Annotated in this window: 13 protein-coding genes; 3 read left to right on the plus strand and 10 right to left on the minus strand. The window is 45.2% G+C overall.

Features of this window, described 5'->3' with window-relative positions; translation table 11 throughout:
* Positions 1–21: 21 nt before the first annotated feature.
* Positions 22–558, minus strand: a complete 537-nt coding sequence (locus ACFFJH_RS06715) for a hemerythrin domain-containing protein (protein ID WP_390211138.1) — start codon at positions 556–558, stop codon at positions 22–24.
* Between the two features lie 222 nt (positions 559–780).
* On the opposite strand from ACFFJH_RS06715, the gene tcdA reads away from it, so the two are divergent.
* On the plus strand, positions 781–1653 hold the full coding sequence (gene tcdA / locus ACFFJH_RS06720) for a tRNA cyclic N6-threonylcarbamoyladenosine(37) synthase TcdA (protein WP_390211139.1): 873 nt from the start codon (positions 781–783) through the stop codon (positions 1651–1653).
* 23 nt (positions 1654–1676) lie between these two features.
* On the opposite strand, the gene ACFFJH_RS06725 is transcribed toward tcdA, so the two are convergent.
* The 6 genes from ACFFJH_RS06725 to ACFFJH_RS06750 form a co-directional block, all read right to left on the minus strand.
* On the minus strand, positions 1677–2582 hold the full coding sequence (locus tag ACFFJH_RS06725) for a DMT family transporter (RefSeq protein WP_390211141.1): 906 nt from the start codon (positions 2580–2582) through the stop codon (positions 1677–1679).
* A gap of 118 nt (positions 2583–2700) precedes the next feature.
* Positions 2701–3669 (minus strand): metallophosphoesterase family protein, encoded by a 969-nt coding sequence (locus ACFFJH_RS06730; protein WP_390211142.1) that lies wholly within the window; start codon positions 3667–3669, stop codon positions 2701–2703.
* 75 nt (positions 3670–3744) lie between these two features.
* Positions 3745–3933, minus strand: a complete 189-nt coding sequence (locus tag ACFFJH_RS06735) for a hypothetical protein (protein ID WP_390211143.1) — start codon at positions 3931–3933, stop codon at positions 3745–3747.
* Positions 3934–4312: 379 nt separating this feature from the next.
* A complete protein-coding gene (locus ACFFJH_RS06740) occupies positions 4313–7126 on the minus strand; it encodes a M16 family metallopeptidase (protein WP_390211145.1) in 2814 nt (937 codons plus the stop codon).
* 182 nt (positions 7127–7308) lie between these two features.
* Positions 7309–8040: an SOS response-associated peptidase family protein gene (locus ACFFJH_RS06745; RefSeq protein ID WP_390211146.1), complete on the minus strand. Its 732-nt coding sequence runs from the start codon at positions 8038–8040 to the stop codon at positions 7309–7311.
* A gap of 13 nt (positions 8041–8053) precedes the next feature.
* Entirely contained in the window at positions 8054–8737 is a 684-nt protein-coding gene (locus ACFFJH_RS06750; RefSeq protein WP_390211147.1) for a glutathione S-transferase family protein, read from the minus strand.
* A gap of 260 nt (positions 8738–8997) precedes the next feature.
* Between ACFFJH_RS06750 and ACFFJH_RS06755 the strand changes: the two genes are divergently transcribed.
* Positions 8998–11304, plus strand: a complete 2307-nt coding sequence (locus ACFFJH_RS06755) for a TonB-dependent receptor plug domain-containing protein (protein WP_390211149.1) — start codon at positions 8998–9000, stop codon at positions 11302–11304.
* A gap of 190 nt (positions 11305–11494) precedes the next feature.
* On the opposite strand, the gene ACFFJH_RS06760 is transcribed toward ACFFJH_RS06755, so the two are convergent.
* Positions 11495–12274 (minus strand): substrate-binding periplasmic protein, encoded by a 780-nt coding sequence (locus ACFFJH_RS06760; RefSeq protein WP_390211150.1) that lies wholly within the window; start codon positions 12272–12274, stop codon positions 11495–11497.
* A gap of 204 nt (positions 12275–12478) precedes the next feature.
* On the minus strand, positions 12479–13009 hold the full coding sequence (locus ACFFJH_RS06765; protein ID WP_390211151.1) for a DUF3455 domain-containing protein: 531 nt from the start codon (positions 13007–13009) through the stop codon (positions 12479–12481).
* A gap of 401 nt (positions 13010–13410) precedes the next feature.
* Here ACFFJH_RS06765 and ACFFJH_RS06770 point away from each other — a divergent pair, with 401 nt between their 5' ends.
* Positions 13411–15129 carry a serine hydrolase gene (locus ACFFJH_RS06770; protein WP_390211152.1) on the plus strand — a complete coding sequence of 573 codons (1719 nt, stop codon included), beginning with the start codon at positions 13411–13413 and terminating at the stop codon, positions 15127–15129.
* Positions 15130–15276: 147 nt separating this feature from the next.
* Here the strand turns inward: ACFFJH_RS06770 and paeA are convergent, their stop codons facing one another.
* Positions 15277–16584, minus strand: coding sequence for a polyamine export protein PaeA (paeA, locus tag ACFFJH_RS06775; RefSeq protein ID WP_390211153.1), 1308 nt, complete (start codon positions 16582–16584; stop codon positions 15277–15279).
* Between the last annotated feature and the right edge of the window lie 144 nt (positions 16585–16728).

Here is a 16728-nt window from a genome sequence, read left to right on the forward strand (position 1 = left end):
TCAGCGTTTTTGTATTGAGTTTTACTGCACATTCACACCGCGTCGAGTTTGCATAGCTTGACCTAGCTTTTGCATTTGCTCCGCACTAAATAATCGCATCGCCATCGGTGCGATTTGAGTTTCTTCGATTTGCATATGTTCTTGATAAAGGGCTTGAAATGCAGCGACCTCAGAGTGGCTTAATGCTGCCGCGTTACCGGTTGCAATCAGGCTTAATTGCGCTTCTAAGCTATGCCATTGTGCTGCCATTTGTTCATGCTGCTGCAAGATTTTGGGTAATAGCGTCGCCAGTAATTCTGCGTCGGCCGCTTGTGCGGTTTGCACCAAGGTCGGAAGTAAATCAATTTCTTCATCTTCATGATGTAGCGGTGCGGCATTTTGAAAATATTTCAATACCGCCAGTACGGCTTTTTGCGCTTCGGCATCGGCGCCATGTTGCTCCAGATGTGGCAATAATTTTTCTAAAGTGGATAGTTGCTTACGAATGCGATCATGGCAATGCTTGAGAACGGCCAGTGGCTGATCGAAGCTGGGGGCGCTTGCAAATAGGATATCCATAATGGTTTTTTCAGCCCTTAGTGATTAAAAAGCAAAATGTAAAAATAGGAAAGTACGAAAATAAGTAAGGCTAAGCTACAACAATATAATTAAAATTATCCTCTATTCTCATCTTTTACGCCGATATCGCGACCAAGTCACTTGCGCGAAATCAAGTCAGAAATGTCTATTTGACCCGAAGCTTGTAAAATGATGCTTCTTGTACTTGTGAAATTATTTTCTATGCAACACGCTACTCCTTCATCTCAAACTTCTCCCATTGACGATATTGATTTTGACCGCCGTTTTGGTGGCATTGCGCGTTTGTATGGCGCACAGGGATTAGAACGCTTTAAGCAAGCGCATATCTGTGTGATAGGCGTGGGCGGTGTCGGTTCTTGGGTGGTGGAAGCGTTGGCGCGCAGTGCGATTGGGGCGATCACGATGATTGATCTCGATAATGTCGCTGAGTCCAATATTAATCGCCAGATTCAAGCCACCAGCGAAACGTTGGGCAAGGCCAAGGTGACGGCATTAGCGGAACGTATCGCTACTATTAATCCATATTGCAAAGTGCGTGAAGTTGAAGAATTTGTAGAGCCAGATAATTTGGATCTTATGATAGGTAGTCAGCAATTTGATTATGTAATTGATGCCATTGACAGCGTGAAAGCGAAAACAGCGCTGATTGCTTATTGCCGCGAACATCATATTCCACTCATCACGATAGGTGCGGCTGGCGGTCAGACTGATCCAGGTAAGATAGAAATTCGTGATCTATCGCGCACTGAGCAAGAACCTTTATTAGCCTTGGTGCGTAAACGACTACGTCAGAATTTTGGTTTTCCACGTGGTATGAAAACTAAATTTGGGATCGACGCGGTATTTTCTATGGAAGCGTTGACCACACCAGAAACGGCCGAGGTTTGTGTAGTTGCAAGTGAGGGCGACACAGCGGTAGCTAATGCAAACGGTAGTTCTGGCGGTATTTCAGGACTAAATTGCGCAGGTTTTGGTTCGTCTATCGTGGTGACAGCCTCGTTCGGACTCGCAGCGGCGGCGCATGTTTTACGCAAACTCGCTTTTCAGCCTGTTCAATCTGCTCAATCTGAGTAAGCAAATTAAAACTATTGCAGGAATTATGCGGCTTTCGTTTTAGGCTCGCCGCGTAAAGCCCACACCACACCGGCTAAACACAAAATCATGCCGCACCATTCTATCCATCCGGGATGGTAGTTTTCTAATTTGATCGATAAGAGTACAGAAATAATAGGGGTGATCACGCCGATAAAAACGGTTTTCTGTGCGCCTATTCTGTGGATCAAGGTGAAGTAACAAGCGAAGGCGATCACGGAACCGAATAGGGATAGATACATCAAAGACAGCCAATAATTCAGTGTGGTCGGTAGTGTCCATGCTTGCCCAGTAACGATCACAAACAAACTCACCCACAAGGTTCCCCAAGCCATCGCCCATGCCATGGTGAGTAAGACATTTTGACTTTGCTGACGCACTTTAACCACTACCAGATTGCCAAAGGTACTGGCCAGAGTTGCCGTCAATGCCAGCCCTAAGCCGAGCATAAAATGGGTGTCGTGACCAGCATGCGTTTCTTCCCAATTACTTTTTAGTGCAGGGAAAAATAATAAAATGACGCCTGTGATCGAAACAAAAGCCGCAAGCCAAATGCGCCAGCTTAAGGGCTTTTGAAAGAAAATTCTTTCTGTAATCGGCGACCAGATCACCATTAAGGCAAATAACACCGCAACTAAAGCGGACACTAAATATTGCTCAGAAGAGTAGGTACATAAATAGCTGAGCGAAAATGTAAAGAAGCCTTGTAACGCTAACCAAGCTTGCGTTTTCCACGGAAGTAACAAGCGATCTTTACGTAGCAAGCACCAAGCAAAAAGTGTGAGAGATGCGAGCCCAAATCGGTAAGCAACCGAGACCGCAGGCGCGACTTCTCCTAGTTGTTGTGTGATGGCCCAAAAGGTCGAGCCCCAAATTAATGAGGCGATAATGAAGAGAAGTGAAGATGGCATAGCGCGTTAGTTTACCTGCTTTCCACAGTTCTCGCTTTTTAAGACTTTAGCGACAAACCGCCCCAGCAATTAATCTATGGTTTTTGGTGTAGCTTCAGGTGTAAGTGGTCTTGCGAAATCAATGGCAGGTGCTATGTCCTTTATCACTAAAACCTGAAGCAATGGTGCCGGGAGTTGCGAGGAATTCCCAATCGTAGCTATTGGCGTGCAATTGCAGCTTTAAAACGCCGTGAACTTCGTTTTGACGAATGTCGCTGATACTCTTTGGGAAAAACATGGGAGTCAGTTTGGCACCGCCAGTACCGACCACAAAACTGCGTATCCCTTTGTCGTGACGTCGTCCATTTTTATCGAGCGGTGTGAAGCGTTCGTAGTTATGATCGTGGCTGGCCAAAACAATATCTGCACCCGCATCTGCCAACAGTTGCCAAGCTTCTTGCATGATCGCTGTATCGCCATGACCACCTGATGAGAAAACCGGATGATGCCAAAACGCCAGTACGCAACTATTTTGTTTTTCTTTGAGCTCGTTTTTTAGCCAGGTGATTTGATCGCGCATGGCTTGTTGTTTGATATTGCTATTTAGGGAAAGTAGCAGCCAGTTACCCAGCACTTTTTTGTAATAGCCGCGTCGCTCGCTACCTGCCAATTCGTCAAAATAATTGTAGTAGCCTTGCGCCAGTGGTACGCCATAGTCGTGGTTGCCCGGCGAGGGCAGAGTGCGCGTTTTGAATTTACCCCAAGTCTTTTCGTAACAATCGCTGAATTCACTTGGTTTGCCGATAGGATAGGTATTATCCCCTAAGCTAACTGCATAGGCATTTTTATCTTGTACTAAACCCTGCTCTATTAACTGAGCGGTTTGTGCTGCCATAGTTTGTTCGGCAGGTTTTTTCCGGCAATCCGCGATATCACCAGCGGCAAAAAGGGTGAAGGTGACTGGCGCTGATTTGTTACCAGCTTTGTTATCCTTATTTTCTTTTTGTGCTTGTGCTTGACTAGTGCTGAGTAAAAATAGAGAAATAAGAATGAAGCTAAGGCGCGATATGGATGGAATAGCGGGAATAGCGGGAATAACTGGAAACATGGATTGCATAGACGAATGAGATAAAGCGACATTTTACGCCTTTATGCCTATTTTGCATCCGCGCCTTGATTCTTACTAAGACGCTTTGCTGTCACAGAAGCCGCAGCAAGTAGAACCGGTTTTTTCTGTTTTAACTGATGGAGTGTTGGATTCAGATTCTTTTGTCGCTTGGTTTTTTTCGATCTCTTTTTGCTCTGTCCTTGCGGTTGTCGCTGCTGCTGTATTTGCAAATGAAGTGCTATTGTTGGTGAATGTTGATGTCATATCGTCCTCTCTCGTCCTCTGATTGCTTGTGAAAATGTAGGTAGGAGACCTCTGCACAAACGTTACGAGCGGCCGAAGTTTGGATCAAGAAGCGCACCTGTGCTAGAGCACAGCGAGCATCGCAGATTCAAAATTCGGTTGCGCAGTAGCTTGTGCATAGGTCTCCGTAGGATGAGTTTAAAAGATTCTTAATCACGCTACGAGGACTGCTTTGGATTTGCTTGATCTGAGACAAAAAAATACGGACGAAAATTAAATGAAAAAAGGTGAAATTCATTGCTGAATTTCACCTTTATATTTGTGCTACTAAAACGAGCACTCAGGCTGGCTCTAAAGCAAACACTAAGCCTGAGAGTCAGCAGTTTTTTTGACTATAAGATCACTTACCAACTTTAGATTGATCCCCAGCGATAATGACGGAGATCGCATCGGCTTTTAACAATTTTCGTAAGGCGTCGTTGACTTGCGCTACAGTGAGCGCTGCCACTTTTGCTTCAAAAGCTTTGTCGTAGCTCATAGTACGGTTGATTGCGAGGTAGCCTGCTAATTGTCCAGCTAATCCTGCATCTTGAGTACGACCGACTTCTTCCGATTGTTTCCAACCTTTTTTCGCTTCGATCAATTCTGCATCAGTAAAGCCTTCGCTCAGTGCTTTTTGTACTTCTTCACGCAAAGCAGCTTCTACTTTGGCTGTATTTTGCGGCGCACTTAAAGCATATGCTGCCCACAATGCGACTGGATCTTGGCTAGGCACGTTGAGGAAAGAACCAACGCCATAGGACAGACCTTCTTTTTGACGAATACGATCAGCCAAGCGACTGCGTAAAGCACCACCGCCCAACATATGATTTGCCATTAACAATGCTGGATAAGCTTCTGCATCATCTTTGATCGCAATTGGATGCACCGCTAACAAGAAACTGCTGGCTTTATCTGGTGTGTCCAAGGTGATTTTTTGACCTGCAATTGCCTTCATATTACGTGGAATGCGTGTATAGCTTTGTTTTGCTTTCCAGTTGCCGAACAAATTATTCAGTTGCGTTTTCAAAGCATTGGTATCGAAATCACCAACGGCTGAGAAGGTTGCACTTTCAGTGCCATAGTAGTTTTGGTGGAAGGCTTTGACGTCTTCCAATTTGACTGCTTTAATCGCTGCTACTTGGTCAGGCAAGGTATTGACATGACGTACATGACCTGCTGGCGTTTCATCGGTTAAGCGTCCCATTGCGTTACTAGCTTGCGCTTGAGGCTCAGGCATGGATTGTTCAATACGACCAGCAAGGGCTAATTTGAATTCTTCAAATTCACTAGTTGGGAAGCTTGGTTTTTTCAATACTTCCGCTAATAAATCTAAAGCCGCAGCCAAGTTGTCACGGGTGGTGGTGATGCTGGCCGTCACACCTTCTGCGCCGCCGCTGATCGCCACTTGTGCGTTCAATTTATCAAAACTGTCTTTGATCTCTTGGCGCTTCAGACGTTCTGTACCTCTGTTTAACAAACCTGCGGTAAATTGACCGACTTCCGCCTTACCTTGCAAGCTCGCTTCTGTGCCCAAACGCAGACGCAGATTGACACTGACGGTCGCGCCTTTGGTTTTCTTCGCTAACAAAGCTAACTTCATGCCGTTAGGCAAAGCGGAACGTTGGGTGCGTGCTTCGATGTTGTCTGGACTAGGATCAAACGCTTCACCTTGGGCGACAACTGCCTGACCTTTGTAATCTTTTACCAAAGACGCCACGTTAGGTGTACTTGGTACTTCGGTACGGTCAGCGGTTTCGGTGGGGATGAAACGACCCAGCGTGCGGTTGGTGGTTTTTAAGTATTTCTCAGCGGCTGCTTGTACGTCTTTTAAGGTGACTTTTTCTAATTGATCACGCTCTAAGAAAAATAAACGCCAGTCGCCTGCTGCCATGGACTCGGTCAAAGCAATCGTGAGTTTAGCCGTGTCATTCAAGGCAAGTTGTATGTGTTTTCTCGCGTTCTGTTTGGCGCGATCTAATTCTTCTTGCGTGATCGGTTGTGCTTTTACGTTTTCTAAAACTTTCAACAAAGCGTCTTGTGCTGCGTCCAGATTGCTTTCTTTTGGCACGATGGCACCAAAGATGCCGTAGCTTGGTTCTAAATTGCTGACGGTGTTGTAGTTGACCGCGGTGGCCAATTTGGTTTCAACCAAGGCTTTATGCAAACGACCGCTAGGTGCGCTAGTCAAGATGTCAGACAATAATCCGAGGACATTAGAATCAGCATGCGCCGATGGTGCCATATGATAGCCAGCACCGACGAATTGTGTTCCTCCCGTACGACGTACTGTTACCGAGCGTTCGCCATCTTGTGTCGGTTCAGCAGTGTAGGTAGGCTCGATTACGCGACTTGGTTTTGGAATGCGACCAAATAATTCGTTAACTTGTTTCAGGATTGCAGCTTCATCAAATTTACCAGCGACCATCAAAATCGCATTGTCTGGCTGATAGTATTTTTTGTAGAAAGCGCGCAGACGTGGAATGTTAACTTGTTCGATATCAGAGCGTGCGCCGATAGTTGATTTGCCGTAGTTGTGCCAGTCGTAAGCAACCGCTTGGATGCGTTCTGTTGTCACGCCAATAGGATCACTTTCGCCGATTTCAAATTCATTGCGAACGACGGTCATTTCACCTTTTTGCGTTTTTGGATTCCACAAATCGTTTTGATCGATCGCGGCATTTAACATGCGGTCTGCTTCCATCGCCAACATCTGACGTAAATTGTCTTGATTCGCTGGGAAAGTCGCATAGTAATTAGTTCGGTCATACCAAGTGGTACCGTTAAAATCAGCACCGGTGGAGTTCAACACTTCCACTGGCGATTTTGTGCCTTTTTTGATACCGAAGTTAGCGCTAGGTTTGAACAATAAATGTTCCAATAAATGCGCCATACCGGTTTCACCGTAGTTTTCATGGCGGGAACCGACCATGTAAATGATATTGGTGGTGATAGTCGGTTTGCTCGCATCTGGGAATAACACTACGCGCATACCGTTGGCTAATTTGTATTCGGTGATGCCTTCTACGGAAGTGACTTTGACAGGCGCAGCTTGCGCCGATTTCGTCATTGCGGATTTCGCTTCATTTTTTACTTCGCCAGCAGGATCAGCAGAAAAAGCGAGGCCAGGCGTCAAAATGCCAGCACTTAACATGAGGAGCGTAATAAGTTTCACAGTGTAATTCCTTTAAAAGACATCGAGGGGAGACAAGTTAGACGATTTGCTAATTATTTGCAATTAGCTAAAAGTAATTTTTGGCAATATTTGGAAAATAAAGCTGTATTTTCGATAAGTCAATAATTCGCCAAGTTAGCGATGCGGTGAAAATCTTCAAAAATCAGGAAGTAGCCTCCGTGCTAAAACAAACTAGTTTGTATTGGTAGTGATGGTAGTAATGGTAGTGAAGGCTCTGCATTTGAAGATTTCTTGCTAATGCGTTTTGGCAGCGGCGCTGCTTTGGCCCACATGGCGTCAGCCGGATAGAGTTGCAGAAACGCTCTGGCCATCTCAGGATTGCTGCAATCTAGCCAATCGTCATAGTCCTGCTCTGGAATAATCACCAATCCACGTTTCTCGTCCCCCGGTTGCTGAAAACGCGATATGAGAGGATGTTCGTCGGCATTAATCGTAATTTGGGTGAAGGAAAAACTTTGTTGACCGTCTTCCTCATCCCAAATTCTATACAAACCCGCGACGGCAAAATCAGTGCTAGTGTTGACGCCGATTTGCCAGCGTACGGACGCGCCACTTTCGTAATTGGGTTCAAAGAAATTTTGCAATGGAATAAGACAACGTTGACCGGCGCGCCAAGCGCGTGCGTAGCTAGTTAATTCGCCTATGGTTTCGGCCCGCGCATTCATGGTGCTGAAGCGTTTTCCCTTAGGGAGCTTAGACTTTGGGATAAAACCATAGTTGCCGCGCAATGCTTGGCGTCGCCGTAAGCCATCATGGGTAATGAATGGGGCGGCATAGTCTTGCCATGCTTCTGGCTCCCATTCGTTGTTAGCTCTGTCGCTACCAGTTTTATCTATAGCAAAGAATTTTTTTACCATCTGATCTTTGCGACTAGGCGTGTAGTTGACGCACATAAAAATTCAACATTCAATAAAGTGGATGGACAAGGCCTTCTTGCGCAAAACTATTTTTAATCGCTGGACGTTCAACTAAGCGTGCCAAGTACGGAGCTAAGTGCTTATAGGTGCGCGCGGGCTTGTGCATATTACGAGTCCAGCGGCAGAGCATGAAGAGAAATAAATCTGCGATCGATAAAGATTTTCCCAGAAAAAAATCTCCTTCCGATTGCGCTAACTCGGCATCAATATAACTCAACATCTCGGCCACTCTTTGTTCGGCATGCTGCTTAATTTGTTCGGCTGTCTGTGCATTATCTGCCAATCGTTCAGGATAAAAATAGCTGAGTAATTCAGCTTGTAAAGTATTCGAGAAATACATCATCCATTGGTATAGCCGCGCGCGTTCTAGGCTAGCCAACGGTGGGCAAAAGTGTGAGGCATTTTGTTGCGTAGCGTATTTGTCCGCCAGATATAAGCAGATCGCAGCGCTTTCTGTTAAATAGAACATGCCTTTGTCTACTTCCTCAGCTCCCTCAGTCGTATCAATTAAGAGTGGGATTTTTCCTTTGGGATTGAGCCGTAAATAGGCTTCTTGCTGATGCTCTTGTTTACTGGTGTCGACCAAGACCAGTTCATAAGGCAGACCCAGTTCTTCCAATAAAAAATGTGGCGCGAGGCAGGCGGTACCGGGAGAGTAGAAAAGTTGCGTCATGAGAGTAGGGCTCCAAGAAGACGAGTGGTAAGCACAAGGAAAGCCAATAAGTGTAGAGGAAAAATCTCGCCCTTGCTTGTCTATGCTTGTGGTTGTTCGCTTTTGCATTGGGGGAGTAAGGATTGCAGAACAATATTTATCAATTGCGATGAACTTTTGTGCAGAGCAGCAGTCAGAACCCGCAATACAAGTTCCTGTTCACGCTAACAAGCCGCACCAGGCATTCAGCTAGTTAGTCAATTGTTTAAGTTTTATCTATTATGTTAAAAATTTCTTTTCCTGTTTCTTTGATGGTTAGTGCCCTGGCGCTCGCGTTTCCTAGTGTGAGTTCAGCGCAGGGCAGCGCCGATCTTGCAGCAAATTTTGCGGCAAATACACTTGAGAATACCGCGCAAAGTACGCAAAAATCACTTGATACGCAAAAGAAAGAGCTGCCTAAAGCGACTGCCGTAGTGACTCCAGCTCAGACTACAGCTCAGACTAAAGCCACCGATAACCAAACCCAAAAAGTCCAGGTAAAAGGGAATCGAGAATACGACGCACGTCGTTTTGATACCGCCAGCAAGATCGTGGTGACACAGGAGGAGATCGCTCGTTTTGGTGATACTGAGATTACTGACGTTTTAAAACGCTTACCCAGCGTCAGTGTCGTTGGTGGTGCAATTCGTATGCGCGGCTTGGGTGCAGGCTATACGCAAGTTTTGTTAAATGGTGAGCCTAGTCCCCCAGGTTTTTCCATCGAAAGTCTGGCACCCGATTTGATAGAGCGCATAGAAATAGTGCGTTCTGCCAGCGCTGAATTTAGTGCGCAAGCGGTTGCCGGTACCATCAATATCATTTTGAAACGCTCGATCTCGATGACCCAGCGTCAGTTTAAATTAGGCTATTTTCAAAGAGGTGATTTACCTAGCGGTTTGTATAGCAGTTTTCAATTGTCGGATAAAGTCGAGCAGTTTTCGTATAGCGTTCCCTTGAATTTGAATGTGGGACGTTTTAATAATCCTGATAATCAAAGTTTGACCCGCAAAACGGATAGTCAAGGTGAGCTGACCCAGTTGCGCACTAATTCTTCAGCTAATGATAATCGCAATCGCTCAGTCTCTTCAGCACCGCGTTTGAATTGGACTTTGGATAATGAAGATATTCTCAGTTTTAATGCCTTCATTAATTTTAATGAAAACGAGGGCAGTAATCGTGGCAAGACCAACAGCTTGGCCGGTGTCGCTTACCGTTTTCCTACGGAAGATTACGACACGACTAACGAGTCGCAAAGTTGGAATAACAACTTCAGTTGGACCCATAAACTGGGCGATAGTGCCAAATTAGAACTACGTGCAGGCACACATTATTGGCATTCAAAATCGACGGGACGTAGTGTTGGACGTGATGTCAATGAAACGGCTTTGTTTGATCGTCATGTGGATACCGAATCGTTTAATCGTGGCTGGACCCACAGCGGAAAATACAATGCTCCGTTTATTGAGGATCATACCATTTCGGCCGGATGGGAGTTGGCATCGCGCTGGCAGAGTAGTAATAATTTGACGCGTGGAACGACCGCGATGAATGAGGTGATTAGTCCAATTAATTTACAAGAAGACGTCGAGTTCAAAATCGCCCGCACCTCTTTATACGCGCAAGATGAATGGACCTTGGACAAACAATTGTCGGTGTATCTGGGTTTGCGTTGGGAGTCGATCACGATGGATGGTCGCGGTAACAGCCTAGACAATGTGCATAATCGTTCTGCCGTGTTAAGTCCGATTTTTCAAACCTTATACAAAATCCCCGATCATCCGAATCAACAAATTCGTTTTGCTTTATCTCGTACCTACAAAGGCGTGAATTCTTGGGATCTGGTGCATCGCCGTTATTATTCGACGAATAATTCAGCCACCAGCCCCGATGGTCTCGCTAATCCTAATTTGCAGCCTGAACTAGCGACGGGTTTTGATTTAGGGTATGAGCATTTTGTTGATGGTGGTGGTGTTTTTAGTGCTAATTTTTTCTTACGTCGTATCAGTGGTATCACTTTAAATCGTTTGTTTCAGCAGGATAATTTGTGGGTGAGTATGCCTGTTAATGGCGGGCATGCGCAGACCAAGGGGCTGGAGTTAGAAGCTAAATTTCCTATGCGTTTATGGATGGAGCATGCGCCAGCGCTCGATTTCCGTATGAATGCGGCCATGAATCATTCAACGATTGATACTGTGCCTGGACCGAATAATCGTTTGGATTCGCAAGTCCCAGTGCGTGCCAATGTTGGACTAGATTACAAACCGGACGCTTTGCCTTTGACGGTGGGGGCGGGCTTTGCATTTCAAAATGCGGGTCTGGTGCGTATTTCGGCGAATCAAGTCAATTATGGACGGGTTAATCGTAGTTTAGAAACTTATGCGCTGTGGAAATTTGACACCATGTCGAACCTGCGCTTGTCGATGAATAATGTGATTCGTCAGACCGCCTATTCAGAGAGCGAGTACACGGATGAACAGGGCAGTACACTACGTCAGAATTACAATCCATCGAAATTAAATGTGCGTTTGAATTATGAAATGCGGTTCTGAAACAATAAAATATAGAGCAGCTTAAGCTAATCTGTAATCAGTAATTTTTTGTGAATTTTCGTATCGTTGGTGAGGAGCTAGTCCTCCTTGGGCCTCATGATGCAAACGGACAAAAAATCATTATGTTTAACACTGAATCTAATGCCCTGACTTGATAGTAATAGAAGGGAAGATGGTAGAGGAGAGCGTATTAGTGGTAGGCTTTGATTAATTTAGCAAGTGTGCCATTCTTGTTGCCTTCTTTTAGGGCACGGTCGAGTTTGGCAATGATGTCGTCATACTGCCCTTTTTTTGTCGCAAAGTGCTCGGTATCATAGAAAATCGGTTGGTCTGATACCTCAAAGTGCACACCTTGCGCGCCAGAGTGTTCATTGAAAAGTCGGTTCACGTACTTTTCAACTTCACGCGCTTCTTTAAACTGGCGAACTGGCCATAAAATCAGATCGTTACTTTTGCTGATGAGCTTATTGAGACGTGTGCTATTAAACAAACCATCTTCTTGCACCTTGAACACCACATTTCGCGCTTCTTCGAATGTGCTTCCATAGCTATAGCCACGTCCGATGTTGACTATTTTTCCGCGCAGATCTTCCAGCGATTTAATACTCGGTTTCGGTTTGCCATAGGTAATACCCCAGACGGTTTGTTTCGTCACTGCCTGTGAGTATTGGTAGAGTTTCAAGCGTTCTGGTGTGGGTGATAAGCCAAAAACGATGCCATTCCCTTGCAGGGCTTCCACTTGTGCTCGTTTCCAAGGCAAGATTAATTTCTCGAAACGCACATTGGCTTTACGTTCAAAGTAGGCGAGGATTTCTAATAGATTATTATCAGGCGGGATTTGGTTGCCCTTACTATCAAGATTTTCAGGCAAAAACAATTTTACTTGCGTCTGTGCTTGTGCCTCCGGCATAACAGCGGATAGGCCAAAAGCTAACAGTAAGCCAGATAAAACAACTAGAGTTTTGTGCATGCCTGCAAAAGAGGGTAAAAAAAGAGTTAAAAAATGCCATCTGCGAGTATCTCTGTGAACGTAAAAACATGCAATAAACTTGCAATATTTTGTGGCAAGCTTGTATCGTCATGGCACATTATTTGTTTTTTTGGTATGCCTAATTTTTGCCCGTAATACCAATTTTGAGACTGGTATTACGGTCTGAATTTGCGACGAGTTGACTTAATTAGGCTTGTAGAATAAATAATCAGCTTGGTATTTGACCATTTTCTTAGCGCCCAAATTGTCGCTGGAGCAGCTGTCTGTTGGGGCAATTCCGCCTACAGTGTTGAGACGCTGGATGTAGCTGATATCGCTCATAGCCCCCGTTCCTGTGCCGCCGTTCGTTTTCACTAATTGCAATGGAATTGAGCCTGGATTACCCGGTACGACTGCTAACTGTTTTCCCGTGACCTTACTGCCGTCATTCGATTCCCACGTCGGACCGCCATAATATTTTCCAACCACGATGCCATTCTTATCCGTTAAGTTTGCGACAGGGCCGACAAAGCTCCATTCAAACGTATTAGGCATTGCAGCTTTTGCTTTACACTCATAAGTTAATTCGCCACTCCCAAGTGCCGACATGACTAATTGATGGCCGTTGGGCACGGTAATTGCGGGATCGACCATCGGTGCCTTCATGGCGGTTCCGCAGGCAATTAATGAAATGAGTAAAGAACTAGAAGTCAGTAAGCGAATTGTGTTTTTCATATTAAGTCCCAAAAGTAAATGGTAAGTAGCAAGTATCGAGTAGCAAGTAATAACAGCGCAAAAACTGCTTTGCTAATCCATATACGAAGGGAGAGAAGAATCGGATGCAATTATTTTTAGTTGAGCAAAAGAAAGGGAATCCGCAGTGAAAATAGGTCGATCGCTGGCTTTCTTGATGTATGGTTTAAAAGCGGTGTAGCAGGTGAGTTATAAAGAGAACTCAATCTTAATACCTACATAAGCCCCTTTTAACCTGCAAATTTTACGTTTGATCGCAAATGCTAAAGGCGACGCGCGCAGTTGCGATATTGTGCGCGTGCGTTCCAAATGGATCACTTCTCTGTAAGCGGATCAGTAAAAATGTATTAGCAGCTTTAACACATGGACAATTAAGGACAAATATGAAACCCATCTTCAGCGCCCTAGCTTTAACACCGATCGCCCTCGCTACGCTCTTATCTTTGCAGTCTCTAGTGAGCTTGGCGCAAGACAGCCATAAACCAAGCGCGACTGCGCCAGTCTCCGCGGTCAATATGACTCAGCAATTAGATCAAATCGCGGCAAATTATTACAAGATGAACCAACCAGGTGCCACCATCATTGTGGTGAAGGACGGTAAAATTTTGTTGCGTAAGGCCTATGGTTTGGCCAATCTCAGTAGCAAAGAACTTCTGCAGCCCGATCATGTTATGCGCTTGGGATCGATCACGAAACAATTCACATCGGTCGCAATTTTGCAATTGGTTGATCAAGGCAAAATTGCGCTGAATGATCCTATCACCAAATTCTTTCCAGATTATCCGGCCAGCGGCAAAGCGATTACGGTGGAACATTTGTTGACGCACACTTCGGGTATCCCAAGTTATACCGGTAAACCGAATTTTGTGGCGGGTGCAGGTAAAGATATCAGCGTGCAGGAAATGGTCGATAGCTTTAGAAATGATGCTGTAGAGTTCGAGCCAGGCACTGCGTACAAATACAATAATTCGGGCTATTTTTTGCTGGGTGCCATCATAGAAAAAGTAAGCGGTGAGCCTTATGCCAAGTATGTGGAAAAGCATTTGTTCACACCGCTAGGGATGAAAAACACCGCCTACGAGGGCTATGAACGTAGCCAACAAGCGCGTGCTGCTGGTTATTCGCAGCGTACTGGTGAATTTGAGCCTAGTATGAAAATTAGTATGACCCAACCTTATGCGGCAGGATCTTTGACTTCTAACGTTGATGATTTGGCGAAATGGGATGCTGCTGTGAGCGCAGGCAAATTATTGAGCGCGGCGAATTGGAAACGGGCGTTCACGTCTTACAAATTAAAAAACGGGCAGGACACCAATTACGGTTATGGTTGGGGTATAGGTCAATTTGAGTCGCAAGTAATGCGCTCTCACGGTGGCGGCATCCCGGGTTTCTCTACGTTTGCTTTGAGCCTGCCTAAAGACAAAGTTTACGTCGCTGTGTTGACGAATGCGGATGGCGGTTTAGCGCAACCCGAGATGGTGGCAACGCGATTAGCCGCCAGCGCCATTGGCAAACCGATTCCCGAATTTAAAGCGGTAGCGATTGACGAGAAAACGCTGGATCAATATGTCGGCGTATATCGTATCGATGATAATAATCGCCGTATCGTAGTGCGCGAAGGGGACAAATTAGTTATGACGCGCACCAATGGTCCAAAAACCGTTTTGCAAGCCTATTCACAAAATGGTTTTTTCAAAGACAATAATTCTTTGTTGCGGGTTGAATTTAATAAGAATGCTAAAGGCGAAGTGAGCGATCTCGTCGTGTATCAACAGGGTACTTCGGTTGCGCATCCTAAGCTCAGTGAAGCTGTACCAGAAGCGCCTAAAGCGTTTGTGATGAGTGCAGAACAGTTTGATGTGTTTGTGGGTGACTACGCACTCAATCCTAATTTCATATTGAATGTGCGTCGCGAAGGAAACCAATTTATTACTCAAGCGACCGGTCAAGGTATTGTCAATATTGTGCCGGTCAGTGCTGACACATTTAGTGCGCCGGATGTCGGTGCGCAATTGAAATTTGAAAAAGCTGCCGATGGCAAAATCACGCAATTGATTTTGACTCAAGGCGGGCAAAATATGCCAGCGAAAAAAGTGAAGTAAGAAACTAAATTGCAGAGGTGAAGCAACAACGCGTCAGAGAATTATGCCTGACGCGTTTTCTGTTTACAGTAGATTGTGATAATCAAGGCAGTTGACCTCGCTTGGCAATAGCATCGTTCACCGTGCTCATCGTGCTCCCAATAGGCGCTAATTCTTGGCCTCTAGACTGCTCTTTTTTACGACTAGTAACTGATCAATACGGAATTGATCAATATCCACGACCTCAAATTTGTAATCACCGACCATCACAAAATCGGTACGCTTAGGGATTTTTCTTAACATGGTCATCATGAAGCCTGCGATGGTTTCGTAGTTGCCACTTTCTGGTAAATCGTCGATATCCAGAGCGCGGCACACATCTTCTATCGTGGTTGCTCCGTCGATAAGCCAGGAATTATCATCACGTCTGACGATTTGATCTTCAAGGTAAGGATGCACCATGCCATCCATTAAGGTACTCAAAACATCGTTTAAGGTGATGATGCCGACGACTAAGGCATATTCATTCAAGATCACTGCAAAGTCTTCACGGGTTGCCTTAAATTGTTCTAGCATTTCCGATAAAGTGAGGGAATCGGGTACCACTAAGGCGGTGCGCAGCGACAACTCTTGAACTTTAGAAAAAGCTTGATTGGTTAAGATGCGCTTGAGTATGTCTTTGGATTCTACATAACCAACGACTTTATCAATCTGACCATCGCAGACTAAGAATTTGGTATGTGGATGCTCGGCGATTTTTTGCCGTATGCTTTCCTCGTTGTCTTGTAAACTCAAATACACAATGCTGTCGCGTTGTGACATGGCAGAGGGAACGGTGCGACTTTCTAGTTCAAATACATTGCCTATCATGTCGTGTTCGCGGGTTTGCAAAATGCCGGCTTCGGCACCCGCATTAACGACAGCATGAATTTCGTCTGAAGTGATTTGGTCATCGCGCTCGGTCGGCAGATTGAAAGTCGTGAAAAGTAAATTCGATAAACCATTAAAAAGCCAGACCAAAGGTTTAAACAATTTGACGCAAAGTTGTACGGGAGCGACCACAAACATGGCCACGCTTTCCGGTGCCACCATAGCGAGTTTTTTCGGCATCAGATCGGCAAATAGAATAAAGATCGATGTAACAAAAATAAATGAACTCATAAAACTCAAGCTGTCGATCCAGCTTGCATCGCCAAGCAGCGAATGAAATACTTTGGCGAAGTAGGGCGTTAGTGATTGTTCACCCAAGATACCACCTAGAATGGCAATTGCATTTAAAGCGATTTGTACCACGGTGAAGAAATGCCCTGGTTCTTGTTGCAGAGCTAGCACTCTGCTGGCGCGTCCGTCACCATCGGCTTCAAGAATCTGCAATTTAACCTTACGCGCGGCAGCTAAGGCTATTTCTGACATGGAAAAAAAGCCGCTAATCGCGACTAACATCAAGATAACGATAAGATGATCAAAGAGTGCCATGATATCTCCGGCATGGTTTGCTTATGAATATAGTGCTGAATCTGAGCCTGAATCTGAGCATATTGGAGATATCATAGCTGAGCTAAGGCCAAATCTGGAAATACTTCCTGCATGATGTGATGAGCAGCAGCAAGAAAATTGCTG

Source organism: Affinundibacterium danionis (assembly GCF_042432465.1).
Taxonomy (GTDB): domain Bacteria; phylum Pseudomonadota; class Gammaproteobacteria; order Burkholderiales; family Burkholderiaceae_D; genus Undibacterium; species Undibacterium danionis.